The 16,254-nt window shown below is 61.3% G+C and carries 19 protein-coding genes; 10 read left to right on the forward strand and 9 right to left on the reverse strand.

Annotation, left to right across the window (positions count from 1 at the left end; genetic code table 11):
* The first annotated feature begins 56 nt into the window (after positions 1-56).
* A complete protein-coding gene (locus AC07S6_RS00555) occupies positions 57-335 on the forward strand; it encodes a DUF3509 domain-containing protein (protein ID WP_003172952.1) in 279 nt (92 codons plus the stop codon).
* Between the two features lie 59 nt (positions 336-394).
* Here AC07S6_RS00555 and AC07S6_RS00560 read toward each other — a convergent pair whose 3' ends face one another.
* The 4 genes from AC07S6_RS00560 to aroC all read right to left on the reverse strand — a co-directional run bounded on the left by AC07S6_RS00560 (position 395) and on the right by aroC (position 3,732).
* On the reverse strand, positions 395-664 hold the full coding sequence (locus AC07S6_RS00560; protein WP_014719273.1) for a response regulator transcription factor: 270 nt from the start codon (positions 662-664) through the stop codon (positions 395-397).
* A 209-nt stretch (positions 665-873) separates the two neighbouring features.
* Entirely contained in the window at positions 874-1,404 is a 531-nt protein-coding gene (locus AC07S6_RS00565) for a 1,2-dihydroxy-3-keto-5-methylthiopentene dioxygenase (protein WP_186527480.1), read from the reverse strand.
* Positions 1,401-2,564, reverse strand: coding sequence for an MFS transporter (locus tag AC07S6_RS00570; protein ID WP_495111491.1), 1,164 nt, complete (start codon positions 2,562-2,564; stop codon positions 1,401-1,403). The genes AC07S6_RS00565 and AC07S6_RS00570 overlap by 4 nt, the downstream gene beginning before the upstream one ends.
* A 76-nt stretch (positions 2,565-2,640) precedes the next feature.
* Positions 2,641-3,732 carry a chorismate synthase gene (gene aroC, locus AC07S6_RS00575; protein WP_014719276.1) on the reverse strand — a complete coding sequence of 364 codons (1,092 nt, stop codon included), beginning with the start codon at positions 3,730-3,732 and terminating at the stop codon, positions 2,641-2,643.
* Positions 3,733-3,875: 143 nt separating this feature from the next.
* Between aroC and AC07S6_RS00580 the strand changes: the two genes are divergently transcribed.
* The gene (locus AC07S6_RS00580; RefSeq protein WP_019818577.1) at positions 3,876-4,838 is read left to right on the forward strand and encodes an alpha/beta hydrolase; all 963 of its coding nucleotides are present in this window, start codon (positions 3,876-3,878) and stop codon (positions 4,836-4,838) included.
* 99 nt (positions 4,839-4,937) lie between these two features.
* Positions 4,938-5,741: a hypothetical protein gene (locus AC07S6_RS00585; RefSeq protein ID WP_495111492.1), complete on the forward strand. Its 804-nt coding sequence runs from the start codon at positions 4,938-4,940 to the stop codon at positions 5,739-5,741.
* Positions 5,742-5,869: 128 nt separating this feature from the next.
* Here the strand turns inward: AC07S6_RS00585 and prmB are convergent, their stop codons facing one another.
* Complete coding sequence (gene prmB, locus AC07S6_RS00590; RefSeq protein WP_495111493.1) at positions 5,870-6,778, reverse strand: 50S ribosomal protein L3 N(5)-glutamine methyltransferase; 909 nt, start codon at positions 6,776-6,778, stop codon at positions 5,870-5,872.
* A gap of 239 nt (positions 6,779-7,017) precedes the next feature.
* Between prmB and AC07S6_RS00595 the strand changes: the two genes are divergently transcribed.
* From AC07S6_RS00595 to AC07S6_RS00615, 5 genes are all read left to right on the forward strand, one after another.
* Positions 7,018-7,608, forward strand: coding sequence for a cysteine hydrolase family protein (locus AC07S6_RS00595; protein ID WP_014719280.1), 591 nt, complete (start codon positions 7,018-7,020; stop codon positions 7,606-7,608).
* Positions 7,609-7,744: 136 nt separating this feature from the next.
* Entirely contained in the window at positions 7,745-8,065 is a 321-nt protein-coding gene (locus AC07S6_RS00600; protein ID WP_014719281.1) for a hypothetical protein, read from the forward strand.
* Between the two features lie 75 nt (positions 8,066-8,140).
* The gene (locus tag AC07S6_RS00605; protein ID WP_003192796.1) at positions 8,141-8,698 is read left to right on the forward strand and encodes a Smr/MutS family protein; all 558 of its coding nucleotides are present in this window, start codon (positions 8,141-8,143) and stop codon (positions 8,696-8,698) included.
* 78 nt (positions 8,699-8,776) lie between these two features.
* Positions 8,777-9,322, forward strand: a complete 546-nt coding sequence (gene folE / locus AC07S6_RS00610) for a GTP cyclohydrolase I FolE (RefSeq protein ID WP_014719282.1) — start codon at positions 8,777-8,779, stop codon at positions 9,320-9,322.
* Between the two features lie 101 nt (positions 9,323-9,423).
* Positions 9,424-9,795, forward strand: a complete 372-nt coding sequence (locus tag AC07S6_RS00615) for a glutathione S-transferase N-terminal domain-containing protein (RefSeq protein WP_495111494.1) — start codon at positions 9,424-9,426, stop codon at positions 9,793-9,795.
* 115 nt (positions 9,796-9,910) lie between these two features.
* On the opposite strand, the gene AC07S6_RS00620 is transcribed toward AC07S6_RS00615, so the two are convergent.
* The 3 genes from AC07S6_RS00620 to AC07S6_RS00630 are packed head-to-tail and all read right to left on the reverse strand — an operon-like array spanning position 9,911 to position 12,847.
* Entirely contained in the window at positions 9,911-10,231 is a 321-nt protein-coding gene (locus AC07S6_RS00620) for an AtuA-related protein (RefSeq protein ID WP_495111495.1), read from the reverse strand.
* Entirely contained in the window at positions 10,228-11,553 is a 1,326-nt protein-coding gene (locus AC07S6_RS00625) for an acyclic terpene utilization AtuA family protein (RefSeq protein WP_495111496.1), read from the reverse strand. Before AC07S6_RS00625 ends, AC07S6_RS00620 begins: the two co-directional genes overlap by 4 nt.
* 1 nt (position 11,554) lies before the next feature.
* Entirely contained in the window at positions 11,555-12,847 is a 1,293-nt protein-coding gene (locus AC07S6_RS00630) for a CitMHS family transporter (RefSeq protein WP_495111497.1), read from the reverse strand.
* A gap of 111 nt (positions 12,848-12,958) precedes the next feature.
* Here AC07S6_RS00630 and AC07S6_RS00635 point away from each other — a divergent pair, with 111 nt between their 5' ends.
* On the forward strand, positions 12,959-13,855 hold the full coding sequence (locus tag AC07S6_RS00635) for a LysR family transcriptional regulator (RefSeq protein ID WP_014719286.1): 897 nt from the start codon (positions 12,959-12,961) through the stop codon (positions 13,853-13,855).
* A gap of 102 nt (positions 13,856-13,957) precedes the next feature.
* On the opposite strand, the gene AC07S6_RS00640 is transcribed toward AC07S6_RS00635, so the two are convergent.
* Entirely contained in the window at positions 13,958-14,560 is a 603-nt protein-coding gene (locus tag AC07S6_RS00640) for a glutathione S-transferase family protein (protein WP_014719287.1), read from the reverse strand.
* A 292-nt stretch (positions 14,561-14,852) separates the two neighbouring features.
* Here AC07S6_RS00640 and AC07S6_RS00645 point away from each other — a divergent pair, with 292 nt between their 5' ends.
* A complete protein-coding gene (locus AC07S6_RS00645) occupies positions 14,853-16,199 on the forward strand; it encodes an NCS2 family permease (protein WP_495111498.1) in 1,347 nt (448 codons plus the stop codon).
* The last annotated feature ends 55 nt before the right edge of the window (positions 16,200-16,254 follow it).

The following is a 16,254-nucleotide window of genomic DNA, read 5'->3' on the forward strand; positions in this document are numbered from 1 at the left end:
AATCACTGCACCTATCACTCCATGCTTGCCAACTTGAGCCAATGGAGCTGATAGACATGAGCCTGATCCAAGATAAATTCGCTTCAGTATTCTCCAACTACGACGTCACCACCCAGCCACGTCCGGACGGCGGTATCCTGTTGACCCTGCGCAACAGCGAAGGTAAGCAGGTCAAGCGCTCGATCTCTTATCAGCAGCTGCACACTGCCGACCAACTGACTTGGGTGATTAGCGCTATTCGCCGTGACTTGGCCGAACAAGCCAGCGAACTGCCGCAGATTTCGATGTTGCAAAGCCAGAACCGCTTTGCGCTGCCGACCTATCACTCGGCCTAATCTACACCTCTGAAAAAGGGCCGCGACGCTACTCAGCGTCGCGGCCCTTTTTCATGCCATTAACATAAGCCCTGCCGAACCGCCTCATTCTTTGCCTGCACACGGTTGGTGACATCCAACTTGCCGTAGATGTTGCGCAGATGAAATTTCACCGTGGCTTCAGAGGTGGCGCGAATCTGGCTGATTTCCCAGACAGTCTTGCCCTCGGAGGCCCATCGCAGAATTTCCAGCTCCGTGGGAGTCAGGGGCTTGCCGGACAAGCTCCGGCGTTTTCTGATAGCCGTGGGCACAATAACCGACGGGCGATACGTCTCCTCGGGGCCACTCATTGTTCTCTCCTTATGTCTGCTGATGCGCTGCCATCTTTCGGATTCCTCCTATTGACAGATGGCATAAACATTTACGCTGAACAGAGAGTTACATAACGAGTGGAATCAAAGCGCACGGCAGAGAACAAACAGCTCTACCCTACAAATAATTAAGTTTCTTCCCACAGCAACTTCCAACTTGCCAGGGTTGAACATTCAGTTATCTACGCTTAGTCATCCAGTCCTGGAAAGCGGGTGGCAATCGCATCACCGGTCAAAGAGGGCGCAACGCCTTGGGCCGTGTTGAACAAACGCAGTGTCACACAGTGCGGGTTTTCGCCGATGTCGAACCAGTGCGGTACACCGGCCGGGATGATCAGCAGGTCATTCTTCTCACAGCGCAAGCTGTACACATAGTCGCCTATGTGCAGCGTAAAAAGCCCCTGGCCTGCGATGAAGAAACGCACTTCATCTTCACTGTAGGTACGTTCATCCAGGAACTGTGCGCGTAACTCGTCTTTCTGTGGATGGTCGTGGGTCACGCTGACCACTTCAACAGCGGCGTAGCCCAGAGCATCGATCTGCGCCTGGTACGCGGCGATCATCTGCGCCGCACTGGCGCCCTTCTCGATTGGGCTGGGCTGCCAGCGCTCGAACCGCACACCGTGCTCGGCCAGGGTCGACTGGATGTCGTCGGCATGGGTCAACACTTTGTTCGGGGTGTCCGGGGTGGCGATGGAGTAGACGGCTACATAGCTCATTGCACGGTTCCTTGGTTCGGCTCTTGCAATCGAAGGCCAATGATAATGGCGGCGGCCAGGGCCGCGAGGCTGGCGATACTGAACGTGAAGGTGGGCCCCAGCAGATTCCAGCTGTAACCGGAATACAGGGCGCCGAGCGCGCCGCCGGTGCCGGCCAGCGCGGCATAAAGGGCCTGGCCCTGGCCTTGCTGGCGGTCACCGAAGCTGCGTTGCACAAAGGCAATTGCCGCCGCGTGGAAGCTGCCGAACGTGGCGGCGTGCATCAACTGCGCCACCAGCAGCAGCCAGAAAACCTCGGCAAATGAACCCAGCAGCCACCAGCGCAGCGCGGCCAGCAGGAAACTGGCGAGCAGCACCCGGCGCACCGAAAAGCGCGCAAGAATACGGCTCATGGCCAGGAACATCAGCACTTCCGCCACCACCCCCAGCGCCCACAGCAGGCCGATTACGCCACGGCTGTAGCCCAAATGCTCCAGGTGCAGGGTGAGGAAGGTGTAATACGGGCCATGGCTCATTTGCATCAGCGCCACGCAGGCATAAAACGCCAGCACGCCGGGGCTGCGCAATTGCTTGAGAAAGCCATCGCCGGCCAGGCGGTTGCCGTGGCTGGCCGGCTGCGCGTTCGGTACCCAAAGGCTGGCGCCGATGATGCCGGCCATGATCACCACGACCGCCACCGGGTAGATATCCAGACTCAGCCAATCGAACAGGCGCCCCATGATCACCACGGTGAGGATGAAACCAATGGAGCCCCACAGACGGATCTGGCTGTAGCGCGAGGTTTGCTTGTGCAGGTGCGCCAGGGTGATGACCTCAAACTGCGGCAGCACCGCGTGCCAGAAGAACGCGTGCAGGGCCATGACCAGCGCCAGCCAGGCGTAGGTCTTGCTGACAAAAATCAGGCAGAAGCTGGCCAGGGTGCACACCGCGCCGAATCGCACAATGGCCAGGCGCCGGCCGGTGTAGTCGCCGATCCAGCCCCACAGGTTGGGGGCCACGCAGCGCATCAGCATGGGAATGGCCACCAGTTCGCCGATGCGCGCGCTGGAGAAACCGAGGTGATCGAAGTACAGCGCCAGGAACGGCGCTGTCGCCCCGAGCAGGGCGAAGTAGAACAGGTAGAAGCTGGAGAGGCGCCAGTATGGGAGCACGGGGGTCATTTTATTGGGGCTGCTTCGCAGCCCAGCGCGAGCAAGCTCGCTCGCCACAACAAGCTCGCTCGCTTGCCGGCGGCGATCACAGTTGGCCCAGTACCGGGGTACTCACGCGCACATCGGCATTCTGCCCGCGGTTGCGCAGCAGGTGGTCCATCAGCACGATGGCCATCATGGCTTCGGCAATCGGTGTGGCGCGGATGCCGACGCACGGGTCGTGGCGGCCCTTGGTGATCACGTCCACCGGGTTGCCGTGCACATCGATCGAACGGCCAGGCGTGGTAATGCTCGACGTGGCCTTGAGCGCCAGGTGCGCCACGATCGGCTGGCCGGAAGAAATACCGCCGAGGATGCCGCCCGCGTTGTTGCTGAGGAAACCTTCAGGGGTCATCTCATCGCGATGCTCGGTACCGCGCTGGGATACGCAGGCGAAGCCGGCGCCGATTTCCACGCCTTTCACCGCGTTGATGCTCATCAGCGCATGGGCCAGTTCGGCGTCGAGGCGATCAAAGATCGGCTCGCCCAGGCCCGGCTTCACGCCTTCGGCCACCACGGTGATCTTCGCGCCGACCGAGTCCTGGTCACGGCGCAACTGGTCCATGTAGGCTTCCAGTTCCGGCACCTTGTCCGGGTCGGGGCAGAAGAAGGCGTTGTCTTCGACGCTGTCCCAGGTCTTGAACGGGATTTCAATCGGCCCCAACTGGCTCATGTAGCCACGGATGACGATGCCCTGGGTGGCCAGGTATTTCTTGGCGATGGCGCCGGCGGCCACGCGCATGGCGGTTTCACGCGCCGAGCTGCGGCCACCGCCACGGTAGTCGCGCTCGCCGTATTTGTGGTGGTAGGTGTAGTCGGCATGGGCCGGGCGGAACAGGTCCTTGATCGCCGAGTAGTCCTTGGACTTCTGGTCGGTGTTGCGAATCAACAGGCCAATGGCGCAGCCGGTGGTGCGGCCCTCGAACACCCCGGAAAGGATTTCGACTTCGTCCGGCTCCTGGCGCTGGGTGGTGTGGCGGCTGGTGCCGGGCTTGCGGCGGTCGAGATCACGCTGCAGGTCGTCCAGGCTCAGCTCCAGGCCTGGCGGGCAGCCGTCGACAATGGCGACCAACGCCGGGCCATGGCTTTCGCCCGCGGTGGTGACAGTGAACAGCTTGCCGAAGGTATTGCCGGACATGCAGGGCGCTCCGTGAAATCAGTTGAATCAAGTCAACCGTAATAACTTAAGGCGGCCAGTATACGCAGGCTAACCGACTAGTTCATCCTCGAAACCTTACCGGTAGACGTTGGTCCAACCGGCACCTCTCCAATGATGGCGCTATGATGCTGCGAGTTCTGCTGTTCACCCTCACCCTGTTCACCGCCGTGGCCCAGGCCGCCTCCCCTGTCGTCTTGCAACGCCCGATCAGCCTGGACACCGGCAGCGGCCAACTCTTTGGCTCCCTGCTGTTGCCGCAATCGGATAAACCGGTGCCGGTGGTGCTGATCATCGCCGGCTCCGGCCCCACCGACCGTAACGGCAACAGCGCCGACGGCGCGCGCAATGACAGCCTCAAGCGCCTGGCCTGGGTACTGGCCCGGCATAACATCGCCAGCGTGCGCTACGACAAGCGCGGCGTGGCCGCAAGCCTGGCGGCCACGCCGGATGAACGCAACCTGACCCTGGAGGCGTATGTGGCCGACGCCGTGGCCTGGGGCAAGTTGCTCAAGGCCGACAAGCGCATGGGCCCGCTGATTGTGCTGGGCCACAGTGAGGGCGCGCTGGTCGCCGCCCTCGCCGCGCCGCAACTTGAACCGGCCGGGGTCATTTCCTTGTCTGGCAGCGCCCGCCCGGTGGACCAGGTGATCCGTCAGCAACTGGCCGATCACTTGCCCCCTGCCCTGTTGCTGCGCAGTAATGAAATACTCGATCACCTCAAGGCCGGCCAGGTGGACGCCGACGTGCCGCGCCCATTGGAGGGTATTTTCCGACCCAGCGTGCAGCCGTATCTGATCAGCCTGTTCCGCGCCGATCCGTCGGCCGCCTTTGCGCGCCTGGACATGCCGGCGCTGATTATCCAAGGCACCAACGATATCCAGGTTGGCGTAGGTGATGCCCGGCAACTGAAGCAGGCCAAGCCCGACGCGCAGTTGACGGTGATCGAAGGCATGAACCACGTGATGCGCATCGTGCCCAATAACGTGAAGCAGCAACTGGCCTCCTACAACGACCCGAAACTGCCGCTGGCTGCGGAGCTGGGCCAACGTATCGTCAGCTTTATCGAAGGACTTCAACCCCGTTAAGCGGCAATTGGCCTCCAGTCCTGGGAAAAACGGCCGATAAGTCCAGAGTCGACAGTAAAAAGACTGTCGGCTCGCAGGGCTTGGACAGGATCGCGCCGCATGACAACCACCGAAACAACACCCGAATCGACCGCCGAGACCCCGGCCGCAACCGACGCTGGCGCCGCAGCGGCCCTGCCGTGGGCCGACGTTCACGCCGAACATTTCAAGATGCTGCGCCTGGCCCCGCTGGCCACCGACCGCGCGACCGGCGCACGGCCGTTGCGCTTTGTGCAGTTCGGCTATGCCGAGCGCCATGATAAACACCACAGCCTGTTGCGCATGGTCATCCAGTTACCGGGCCAGCGAGTACGGCGCGAGCAGAACCACCTGGATATCTGGGTCGATCACGATAAACACCGCGTGCACTTCGGGCCCGGCAACAGCCTGGAAATCGAGCCGGCCAACCGCGGTATCGGGCGCTTCCTGGTGGCCCAAGGCGCCGCTTGGGCGAAGAAGAAGTGGTCCCACTACCGCGTCGACGGCGTGGACCTGGCCAACAAGGACGCCCTCAACGAAGCCACGCGCCTGCGCCGCGATCACTTCCTGCGTATCCAGGGTTTCGATGTGGCCTACGCCGATGTGCAGCACCTCAAGGGCAATGTGCAGCCCGGCAAGGTCAGCGACGTGCTGGACAGCTGGAACACCGAGAAAGTGCAGTTCGTGGAGATCCTGGAAGCCGCGCAAATGCTGCAACAGGCCGAGCAGAACCTGGCGGAGCAGGAAGTGAAGCTGCGCAAGGAAGAGGAGAAAGTCACCAAGTTCAAGCGTGAAGACAGCGGGCTGCGCTTTACCATCACTTGTCTGGTGGCGTTTACGGTGTTTCAGGCGGGGTTGTTGATCTGGATTGCCACACACCGCTGATAGATTGAAATGCAATCAAAATGTGGGAGCTGGCTTGCCTGCGATAGCGATGTATCAGTAGCACAAGTGCAAGCTGACCCACCCCTATCGCAGGCAAGCCAGCTCCCACATTGACCGAGTTTCTGCAGTTATATCCGGGCAGCGAAAACGGCCTGGTGTTGGCGGCACTGCTCAGCCGTCAACATAAACACCCCATGCCCACCGCGCTTGAAGTCCAGCCAGGCGAAATCCACTTCCGGGTACAGCGCCTCGACATGCACCTGGCTGTTGCCCACTTCGACAATCAGCAGGCCCTTCTCGGTGAGGTGGTCCGCCGCTTCAGCCAGCATCCGGCGTACCAGGTTCAGGCCGTCGTCGCCGCAGGCCAGGCCCAGTTCCGGTTCGTGCTGGTATTCATCGGGCATGTCGGCGAAATCTTCGGCATCCACGTAGGGCGGGTTCGACACGATGAGGTCGAAACGCTGGCCGGGTAGCCCGTCAAAACCATCGCCCTGCACGGTGTAGACCCGTTCGTCGACGCCATGGCGCTCGATATTCTGGTTCGCCACTTCCAGGGCTTCGAAGGACAAGTCTCCCAGCACCACTTCGGCCTCGGGGAACTCATAGGCGCAGGCGATGCCGATGCAGCCGGAGCCGGTGCACAGGTCAAGGATGCGTGCCGGCGGCTGGGCCAGCCAGGGTTCGAAGCGGTCTTCAATCAGCTCGCCTATGGGTGAACGCGGGATCAATACGCGCTCATCGACGATAAACGGCATGCCGCAAAACCAGGCCTCCTTCAACAGGTAGGCCGTTGGCACTCGCTCATGGATACGGCGATGCAGCAAGCGCTGCACGTGGGAGATTTCCTCTTCTTCCAGGTTGCAATCCAAATAGCTGTCGGCGATTTCCCACGGCAGGTGCAAGGCGCCCAGCACCAACTGCCGGGCTTCGTCCCAGGCATTGTCGGTGCCATGGCCAAAAAACAGGTCTTCCCCATGGAAACGGCTGACAGCCCAACGGATATGGTCGCGCAAGGTGCGCAGGCGGGAAGTGATCACGGGGGCAAGCTCCTGGAAAAAACGACTGGCGATTCTAACAGCCTTCACCTGTACCGACGATGTACGAAAACCTGGCGCCGTACGTCGGATTTCATCCAATCTGCCCGCATTGTGTTAAACAGGCCTGCCTCTTGACATGGCTGCACGCCAGCAACGGCGTACCTTACGATAGTAGCGATTCACAGAAGCGCTCAGCCAGTGGACAATGTCGCAAAAGCCCCACTCACAGGAGCCCCAGAATGTCCGTTCCAAAGACGATGTTTCAACTCAGCGGTCGCGGTTACGCAGCAGCCAACCTCAATCATGCGACCCTGGTGATCATCGACGCCCAGAAAGAATACCTCAGCGGCCCGCTCGCCCTTTCGGGCATGGACGCGGCGGTAGAGAACATCAAGCAGCTTGTGACCGCAGCGCGCAGCGCCGGGCGCCCGATTGTGCATGTGCGCCACCTGGGCACCGTGGGCGGCCTGTTTGACCCCCAGGGCGAGCGCGGCGAATTCATTCCGGGCCTTGAGCCTGAGGGTGACGAAACCATCATCGGCAAACTGCTGCCCAGCGCCTTCCATGGCACCGGCCTGGAAAAGCACCTGCAAGACCTCGGCTCCCTGGACCTGATCGTCTGCGGTTTCATGAGCCACTCCAGCGTCAGCACCACCGTGCGCGCGGCCAAGAACCTGGGCTTTCGCTGCACCCTGGTGGAAGACGCCTGCGCCACCCGCGACCTGCCCTACAAGGGCGGTATCCTGAGCGCCGAGCATGTGCAGCAAACCGAAATGGCCATCATGGCAGACAACTTCGCCACCCTGGCGCTGGCCAAAGACTTGATCTGATCCTGCTGGCGGTGAGCGGCGTGTTTATTGCTCCGCTCATCCGCAAAGCCCTTTCATTTGGCGCATTTACCTCTCCCCCCGGAACAACCTGTGTATCTTCCGGTCGAAGGGCCGATACCCTGGAGGAAAGGTCGGAATGAAGATATCCGATGGTTTTGATGCTCGTCGCTTGCGCCCCAAGGGCCCGAGCAATTGGCGTCTGCGCCTGGTAGCGTGCATGGCCGCGTTGCTGGCGATAGTAGGCTTGTTGTTGGCGGGCGCTGGTGGCGCCGGCCTGTTTGGGCATTCGCCCGCCCTGGGCGAACTGAATGCCAGCCCGGGCGGCTCGGCACTTCTGCTGGGGATCGGCTTGCTGGTGCTGTGGTTGGGCGTGTGGCTATGGCGTCGCAGCCGTCGGAAAATGCGCCAGCCGCTGTCGTTGAATATCGCCTCTCACCTGATGAAAAAGCACGACTGATGGCGCTTGGATAGCGTTTCCTGCGCCCTGGCCGCCGCGATTTAGGTAAACTGCCCGCCCTTCGCGGAGGCTGACATGCAAGACGACGATTTTTCCCTGTTCAAAAACGAGCTGCGCGGCGTCAAGCCGATCAAGCACGACCGCGCCGACACCGGCAAACCCAAGACTGACCGGGCGCAGATCGCCAAGCTGCGCCAGGCCGCGACCGTGCGCACCGATGCCACCACCGTGGATGGCCTGTCGGACCAGTTCGTGATCGACGTCGGCCCCGAAGATGAACTGATGTGGGCCCGCGACGGCGTGCAGGAAAGCCAGATGCGCAAGCTCAAGGCTGGCCAGATCCCGTTCGAAGGCAGCCTCGACCTGCACGGCATGACCGTGGAAAAAGCCCGGGAAACCCTCTGGGCCTTCCTGGCCGAAGCGACCAAATTCGAAATCCGCTGCGTGCGCGTCACCCACGGCAAGGCAGTGCGGTTGGACGGCAAGCGGCCGATGATCAAAAGCCACGTCAATACCTGGCTGCGCCAGCATGCCCAGGTGCTCGGCTTTACCTCCTGCCAGGCTCGTCACGGCGGTGCCGGCGCGGTGTATGTGATGCTCAAGCGCACCATGATGGAAGGGCGCGACGAGTAACAAGTGCCATCGTCAGGCTTGCAGCGATGTGTCCGCCACCGTAACCTTGCGCTTTGCGAAAATCCCACAGGTAGTTTCATGTCCCTGGAACAGAATTACACCGCGATCCTCGGCCAACTCGGCGAGGACGTGTCCCGCGAGGGCCTGCTCGACACGCCAAAGCGTGCCGCCAAGGCAATGCAGTACCTCTGCCGCGGTTATGAACAGACACTCGAAGAAGTCACCAACGGTGCCTTGTTCAGCTCTGACAACAGCGAAATGGTGCTGGTCAAGGACATCGAGCTGTACTCGTTGTGCGAGCATCACCTGCTGCCGTTTATCGGCAAAGCCCACGTGGCCTATATCCCGAGCGGCAAAGTGCTGGGCCTGTCGAAGGTCGCGCGTATTGTCGACATGTATGCGCGCCGCCTGCAGATCCAGGAAAACCTCAGCCGCCAGATCGCCGACGCCGTGTTGGAAGTCACAGGCGCCCTGGGCGTGGCCGTGGTGATCGAGGCCAAGCACATGTGCATGATGATGCGCGGTGTCGAGAAACAGAATTCGTCGATGATCACCTCGGTGATGCTGGGTGAGTTCCGCGAGAACGCGGCCACCCGCAGCGAATTTCTCAGCCTGATCAAGTAACCGGCCAGGCAGGAAAAAACCGGCGTTCATCGCCGGTTTTTTTTCGCCTGCAGAAATCAGGTAAGCTGCGCCCCCTCAGTCATGGGCAAGAGGTTTCAGCCATGTTCGTCAAAGCACTTCGAGTGGGCCTCGGCCACGTCATCATCGCGGGCGACTTTCTTACCCGCCCACGCAAAAAGCAACGCCCTGCCGAACAACAGGCCAAGGTCAATGCTATAGCCAAGGACCTGACCCTGTATCAGTTCCACGCCTGCCCGTTCTGCGTGAAGACCCGTCGCACCCTGCACCGCCTGAATGTGCCGGTGGCGCTCAAGGACGCGAAGAACAACGAGCAGGACCGCCAGACCCTGCTGGAGCAAGGCGGCAAGATCAAAGTGCCGTGCCTGCGCATCGAAGAGAACGGCCAGACCACCTGGATGTATGACTCCAAGGTCATCATTGACTACCTGGACAAGCGCTTCGCTGCGATCTGAAGCCCACGGCGGTCAATGTGGGGCTTGCCTGCGATGCGGGCACCGCGGTGCAGCAGATGTACCGAGGTGATGCAATCGCAGGCAAGCCAGCTCCCACATTTGCTCTGCTGTGTTCTTAATTCGGTGTTGTCAGGTCGAGATTCAACAGTGTCGAACCCAGGCACTTGCCGTGGGCGTCCAGGGCCAGCGAGCGGGTTACGCCGCCGCGCAGGATTCCCGGCAGGACGAAGTTCAGCGCCTGCACGTTCGGCAACTCATGACGCTGAACCGGTGCCGCATCGGGATCGCGTAAATCGGCAAAGAACTCGGCCACGCGCTCAGCCGTCAGCTGTTCACACAGCAACGGATAATCCTCGGCGCGATAGGCAATGATCGAGATGTTCGACGTGTCGCCCTTATCCCCGGTGCGGGAATGGGCCAGCCTGTGCAGTTTCATTCTTCAATCCTCGGTTTGACCGCTTCACGGGGCAACAGCAACGACGCCACCGCCACCACCTGACGCACGCTCTTGCTCGCCCCACCGCCGCCGGCCGGGCCGTTGGTGTAGAGGGTCTCCACTTCATTGCCGATCCGCACGGCGTCGCCGCGCTCGTCACACCGGGCAGCGACCCGAAGGCGCACTTCCCAAGGCTCGACGCTGCTGCGAGGGCCGTGCAATGAATCCATGCCGATCAACTCGGCACGCAGGTCCTGCATCTTTACGCCGATCAACGCAAGACGCTTGAGTACCACGTCCCGCGCCAACTGGGCCCGTGCGACAGCACCGGGGCCGCCGTAGGACATCTGCCCTTCACCGATCCAACCGTCCAGATAACCGACGCTGACCTTCAGCTGTTCAGGCCGGGCACGCCCGCTGGCTCCTTGGGCACGCACCCGGTCCACGCCCTCCTCGACAAACCCCACCAGGGAAAAGTCGGCCGTCACATCCGGGGTCAAGTAGGCTGCCGGGTCGTGAACTTCATAAATCAGTTGTTCGGCGCAGGTCGCGCGGCTGACCCGCCCACCCGAGCCTGCCACCTTGGTGATCACTGCATTGCCGTCGGCGTCGACCTCGGCCAGGGGAAAGCCCAGGCGTGCCAGATCCTCCACATCCTTGAAGCCTGGATCGGCGAAATAGCCGCCACTGACCTGCCCCGCGCACTCCAGCAAATGCCCCACCAACGTGCCCCGGCCCAGTCGCGGCCAATCATCGAAGGCCCAGCCGAACTCGAACATCTGCGGCGCCAGGAACAGCGAAGGGTCGGCCACGCGTCCGGTGATCACCACATCGGCGTCGGCGTGCAACGCGTTAAGAATGCCCTCCACACCCAAGTAGGCATTCGCGGAAATCAACCGCTCACCCAATGCGCCTACGGTCTGGCCGTTATCCAGCAACTGCTCGGCAGACAAGGTATGCAGCACGTCATCCCCGACCACCGCCACGACCTTGAGGCCCAGGCCCAGCTCGCCGGCAATGCGCCGCACTTCCCCGGCCGCCGCCAACGGGTTTGCCGCCCCCATGTTAGTGATCACGCGCAGGCGACGATGCCCCGCCCCCTGCCCTACAAAGGGCAAGACACGGCGCATGCGCTCAGCGAGCAGCGGGTCATAACCGCCCTGCGGGTCGCTGATGCGCGCCTGTTGCGCCAGGGCGATGGTGCGTTCGGCCAGGCATTCGAAGACCAGGTAATCCAGGTCGCCGTGTTCGGCCAGTTCCACCGCAGGTTCTATACGGTCGCCGGAGTAGCCGGCGCCGGAGCCGATGCGCAAGGTGTTCATCTCAAATCACTCCCAGGAGCAACGCCGTCAGGGTCATCAACACCGAGGCGGCAAACAGGAAAGGAATGGTGAAGCGCTGGTGATCGGCCAATTCGATCTTGCACAGCCCCACCAACAGGAAGGTCGCAGGCGTCAGCGGGCTGACCGGAAAACCGGTGGTGTGCACGCCCAGCAGCGAAGCCTGAGCGACTTGCAGCGGATCGACGCCCAGGGCCTTGCCGACTTCGGCGATCACCGGCATCACACCGAAATAGTAGGAATCGGGGTCAAACAACATGCTCAGGGGCATGGACAAAAAGCCCACGACGGCCGGGATCAACTTGCCGTGGCCCGCCGGGATCTGCGCCACCGCCACTTCGGCGATGGCCTTGAGCATGCCGGTGCCTTGCATGATGCCGGTAAATACCCCGGCGGCGAGCAGGATACTGGCCATGGTCAGGGCGGTTTTCGCATGGGCGTCGATGCGCGCACGCTGGGCGTCCACGTTGGGATAGTTGATGCACAACGCAACCACGGTGCCGAGCATGAACATCACCACCGGGTCGACCCAGCCGGCGATCATCACCACCATCACCAGCACGGTCAGCATCAGGTTGACCCAGAACAACCGTGGACGACGCAGCGTGATGTCGTCATCGCTGAGCACTCGTTGCGGCACCGACTCCACGCTGGAACCGGCGCCCAGGCCCAGGCGTTTTTCTTCGCGATGGCCCAGCCACCAGGCGCAGGCGAAGACAAAGATCAGCCCGACGATCTGCACCGGGATCAATGGTTGGAACAGGTCGGCCACCGGCACATGCAAGGCCGCCGACGAACGCAGCACCGGGCCGGTCCAGGGCAGGAAGTTGACCCCGGCGGCCATCGCACATACGCAGGCGAGGATGCGTTTATCAATGCCGAGGCGCGTATACAGCGGCAGCATCGCCGGCACCGTCACCAGAAAGGTCACCGCGCCAGAGCCGTCCAGGTGTACCAGCAACGCCAGGGTCGCAGTACCCACCACAATTCGTGTAGGACGCGTCCCGACCGTGCGCAGGATGCGATCAATGATGGGATCGAGCATGCCCGCGTCAGTCATGATCCCGAAAAACAGGATCGCGAACACAAACATGCCGACCACAGGGGCGACGTTCTTGATACCGGTAATGATGAAGGCGCTGGTTTGCAGGCCGAAGCCGCCGATCAGCGCAGCGATGATCGGCAAGGCGATCAAAGCCACCAGTGGCGAGAGGCGCCTGCTCATGACGGCAGCGAGCAGGCACAGGATGGTGATGACACCCAGGGTTGCGAGCATGGGTTACTCCAGGGCGGCCTGGTTGGCCGGTTATTGTTTTCCCTGGAGTATTGGAAGCGGGTTAGTCTTTGTAAATTGGAATATTCGGCCTAGCTCGTTCGGAAAAACAAAATGAAGAACTCGATCCAGCACATCCAGGCGTTCCTCGCGGTGGCCCGCACTGGCAGTTTCACCAAAGCGGCCAACGAGTTACACCTTTCGCCGTCGGCCCTCACCGTGCAGGTGCAACAACTGGAAGACTGGCTCGGCGTCGCCCTGCTCGACCGCAGCCCGCGCCACGTGAGCATTACCGCTGCGGGCCAGGAGGCGCGCGGGCCCATGGAAAAACTGCTGCTGGACCTGGACAACATCGTCACCGGCTCCCGCGACCTCGCCGCCTTGCGCCGCGGCGTGGTGACCATTGCCGCCCTGCCCTCAGTCTGCGCAGGCGCTCTGCCCCCGGCCTTGCGCCTGTTTCGCCAACGCTTCGCCGGCATCGAAGTGCGCCTGCATGACCTGGTGGCCCAGCGCATTCATGCAAAGGTTCGCAACGGCGAAGTGGATTTCGGCATCGGCGTGCGCGCTCGCCTGAGCCACGGGCTGGACTTCGTGCCGGTGCTCAATGATCGGCTGTGCGCATTTGTACCATCGGGCCATGCGCTCGCCCGCCATCGCCAACTGACTCTGGAACAATTGGCGGACCAGCCGATCATCCTGACCGGCCGCGACAGCAGTGTGCGCGAGCAAGTGGACACGCTGTTCGATGAGACACGACTGACGCTGAACGCCGGCATGGAGGCCAACTACATGTCGACCGTATTGGCCTTGGTGCGCCAGGGCCTGGGCATCAGTGTGTTGCCGGAGTCAGCGGCCGATAGCCTGGAAGGTTTGAAGCGGATCAGCATCGATCATCCCGGAGTGAATCGAGAGATCGGGTTGATCAGCCGTAGCGGGATGGGCTTGAGCCCGGCGGCGCAGCGCTGCTTTGAACTGCTCAACAAAGCACTGCCTGACACGCCGCCGCGCTGAATGTGGGAGCAAGCTTGCCTGCGATGCAGACACCTCGGTTCAGCCGGGGCACCAGGGTGACGCTATCGCAGGCAAGCCAGCTCCCACATTGGACCGAGGGAGTCAGTCGAGCATCGCCACGTACTTGGGATGACTGGCCACGCGCTGCAACCACGCCTGCACCGCCGGATACGGCGCCAGATCAAAGCCGCCTTCATGGGCCACATGGGTGTAGGCATACAACGCAATATCGGCAATGGAAAACTGCTCGCCCACTAAATAAGGCGTGGCTTGAAGCTGACGCTCCATCACTCTCAAGGCCTTGTAACCGCCTTTGTGGGTGGTCTTGTATTCTTCCAGCCGATCCTCGGGCATGTTCAGGTAGAACTGAATGAACCGCGCCACCGCAATGTAGGGCTCGTGGCTGTATTGCTCGAAGAATTGCCACTGCAGGACTTGCGTGCGCAGGCGCGGTTCGGTCGGCAGGAATTCGCTGCCATCGGCGAGGAAGTTGAGAATCGCGTTGGACTCCCACAGGCAGGTGCCATCTTCGAGCTCCAATACCGGGACCTTGCCATTGGGGTTCTTGGCCAGGAACTCAGGGGTCTGGGTATCGCCCTTGAGGATATCGATATCGATCCATTCATACGGGATGCCCAACAGATTGAGCATCAATTTGACCTTGTAGCAATTGCCCGACTTGTAATCGCCATAAACCTTGTACATGGGGCTCCCCTTTTTCGCCGCGCTGACCGAATGCTTGCGCCCACAAGGTGCGGGTATCGAAGGCTTGTTTCAAGGCGTCGTGCAGAATAAATCCCTTGGCCTGGGCCTTTCATCCCTTTTCGCCGAGATAATCGAAAACATTATTTGCTTTATTTGTATACAAAAGCATAATTCGCTTCGTGCGAGTTCCTGACCTTTTGGTCAACAAAACCCGCCAGTACCTCAAAGCGCTGTTGCCCACTCATGTGACCGGCGCTGGAAATAACAATAAAACGATTGAGGAGTACTCGCTGTGGATAGCCGCAAAACCGAAGCCCCTACGTTGGACCTGGCCACGCCGCAAGGCGGCTGGCTGGAACGCCTGTTCAAACTGCGCTTGCATGGCACCACAGTGAAGACCGAGCTGGTCGCCGGCCTCACCACCTTTATCACCATGGCCTACATCATTTTCGTCAACCCCAACATCATGGCCGATGCCGGTATCGATCACGGCGCGGCTTTCGTCGCCACCTGCATCGCCGCCGCGCTGGGCTGCCTGTTGATGGGCCTGTATGCCAACTGGCCAGTGGGCCTGGCGCCGGGCATGGGATTGAACGCGTTTTTCACCTACACCGTGGTCGGCACCATGGGTTACACCTGGGAAACCGCCCTCGGCGCGGTGTTTATTTCCGGCGTGCTGTTCATGATCCTGACGCTGTCGCGTATCCGCGAATGGCTGCTCAACAGTATTCCGGTCAGCCTGCGCCATGCCATGGGCGCCGGCGTGGGTTTGTTCCTGGGGGTGATCGGCCTGAAAACCGCCGGCATCATCGTCGACAGCCCGGCCACGCTGATCAAGCTCGGCTCCCTGCATGAGCCCGCGCCGTTGCTGGCGGCGGTGTGCTTCCTGCTGATCGCCATCCTCAGTTATCACCGCGTATTCGGCGCAATTCTCATCAGCATCATCGCCGTGACCCTGGCCGGCTGGGGCCTGGGCCTGGTGCACTACAACGGCATTCTCGCCGCCCCACCGAGCCTGGCACCGACCTGGATGGCCATGGACGTGATGGGTGTGTTCAATGTGAGCATGATCAGCGTGGTATTTGCCTTTCTTTTTGTACACATGTTCGACACTGCCGGTACACTGATGGGCGTTGCGCAACGCGCAGGACTTGTGAATGCCGATGGCAAGATCGACAACTTGTCTCGCGCATTGAAGGCTGACAGTGCGTCCAGCGTGTTCGGCGCCATGGTCGGTGTACCGCCGGTGACCAGCTATGTAGAAAGTGCCGCCGGTGTGGCTGCTGGCGGCCGTACGGGTTTGACCGCGGTGACCGTGGGCGTATTGTTCGTGGCGGCGATGTTTTTTGCGCCGCTGGCCGGCATGATTCCCGCCTACGCCACCGCGGGCGCGTTGATTTACGTTGCGATGCTGATGATGGCGAGCATGGCCCATATCAACTGGGATGAAGCCACCGACAGCATTCCGGCGATCGTCACCGCGATCATGATGCCGTTGACGTTTTCGGTCGCCGACGGAATCGCCCTGGGTTTTATCACTTACGTGGCGTTGAAAGCCGGCACCGGCAAGTACCGCGAGATTTCCATCAGCCTTTGGGTGCTGTGCGCGATCTTTATCGCCAAGTTCATCTTTCTGTAGTTCGGGAAGGGCTGAAAAACCGCCTCACCTTCGGGTGAGGCTTTTGCATGAAAGG

This window comes from Pseudomonas sp. GW821-FHT07B01, from assembly GCF_059419065.1.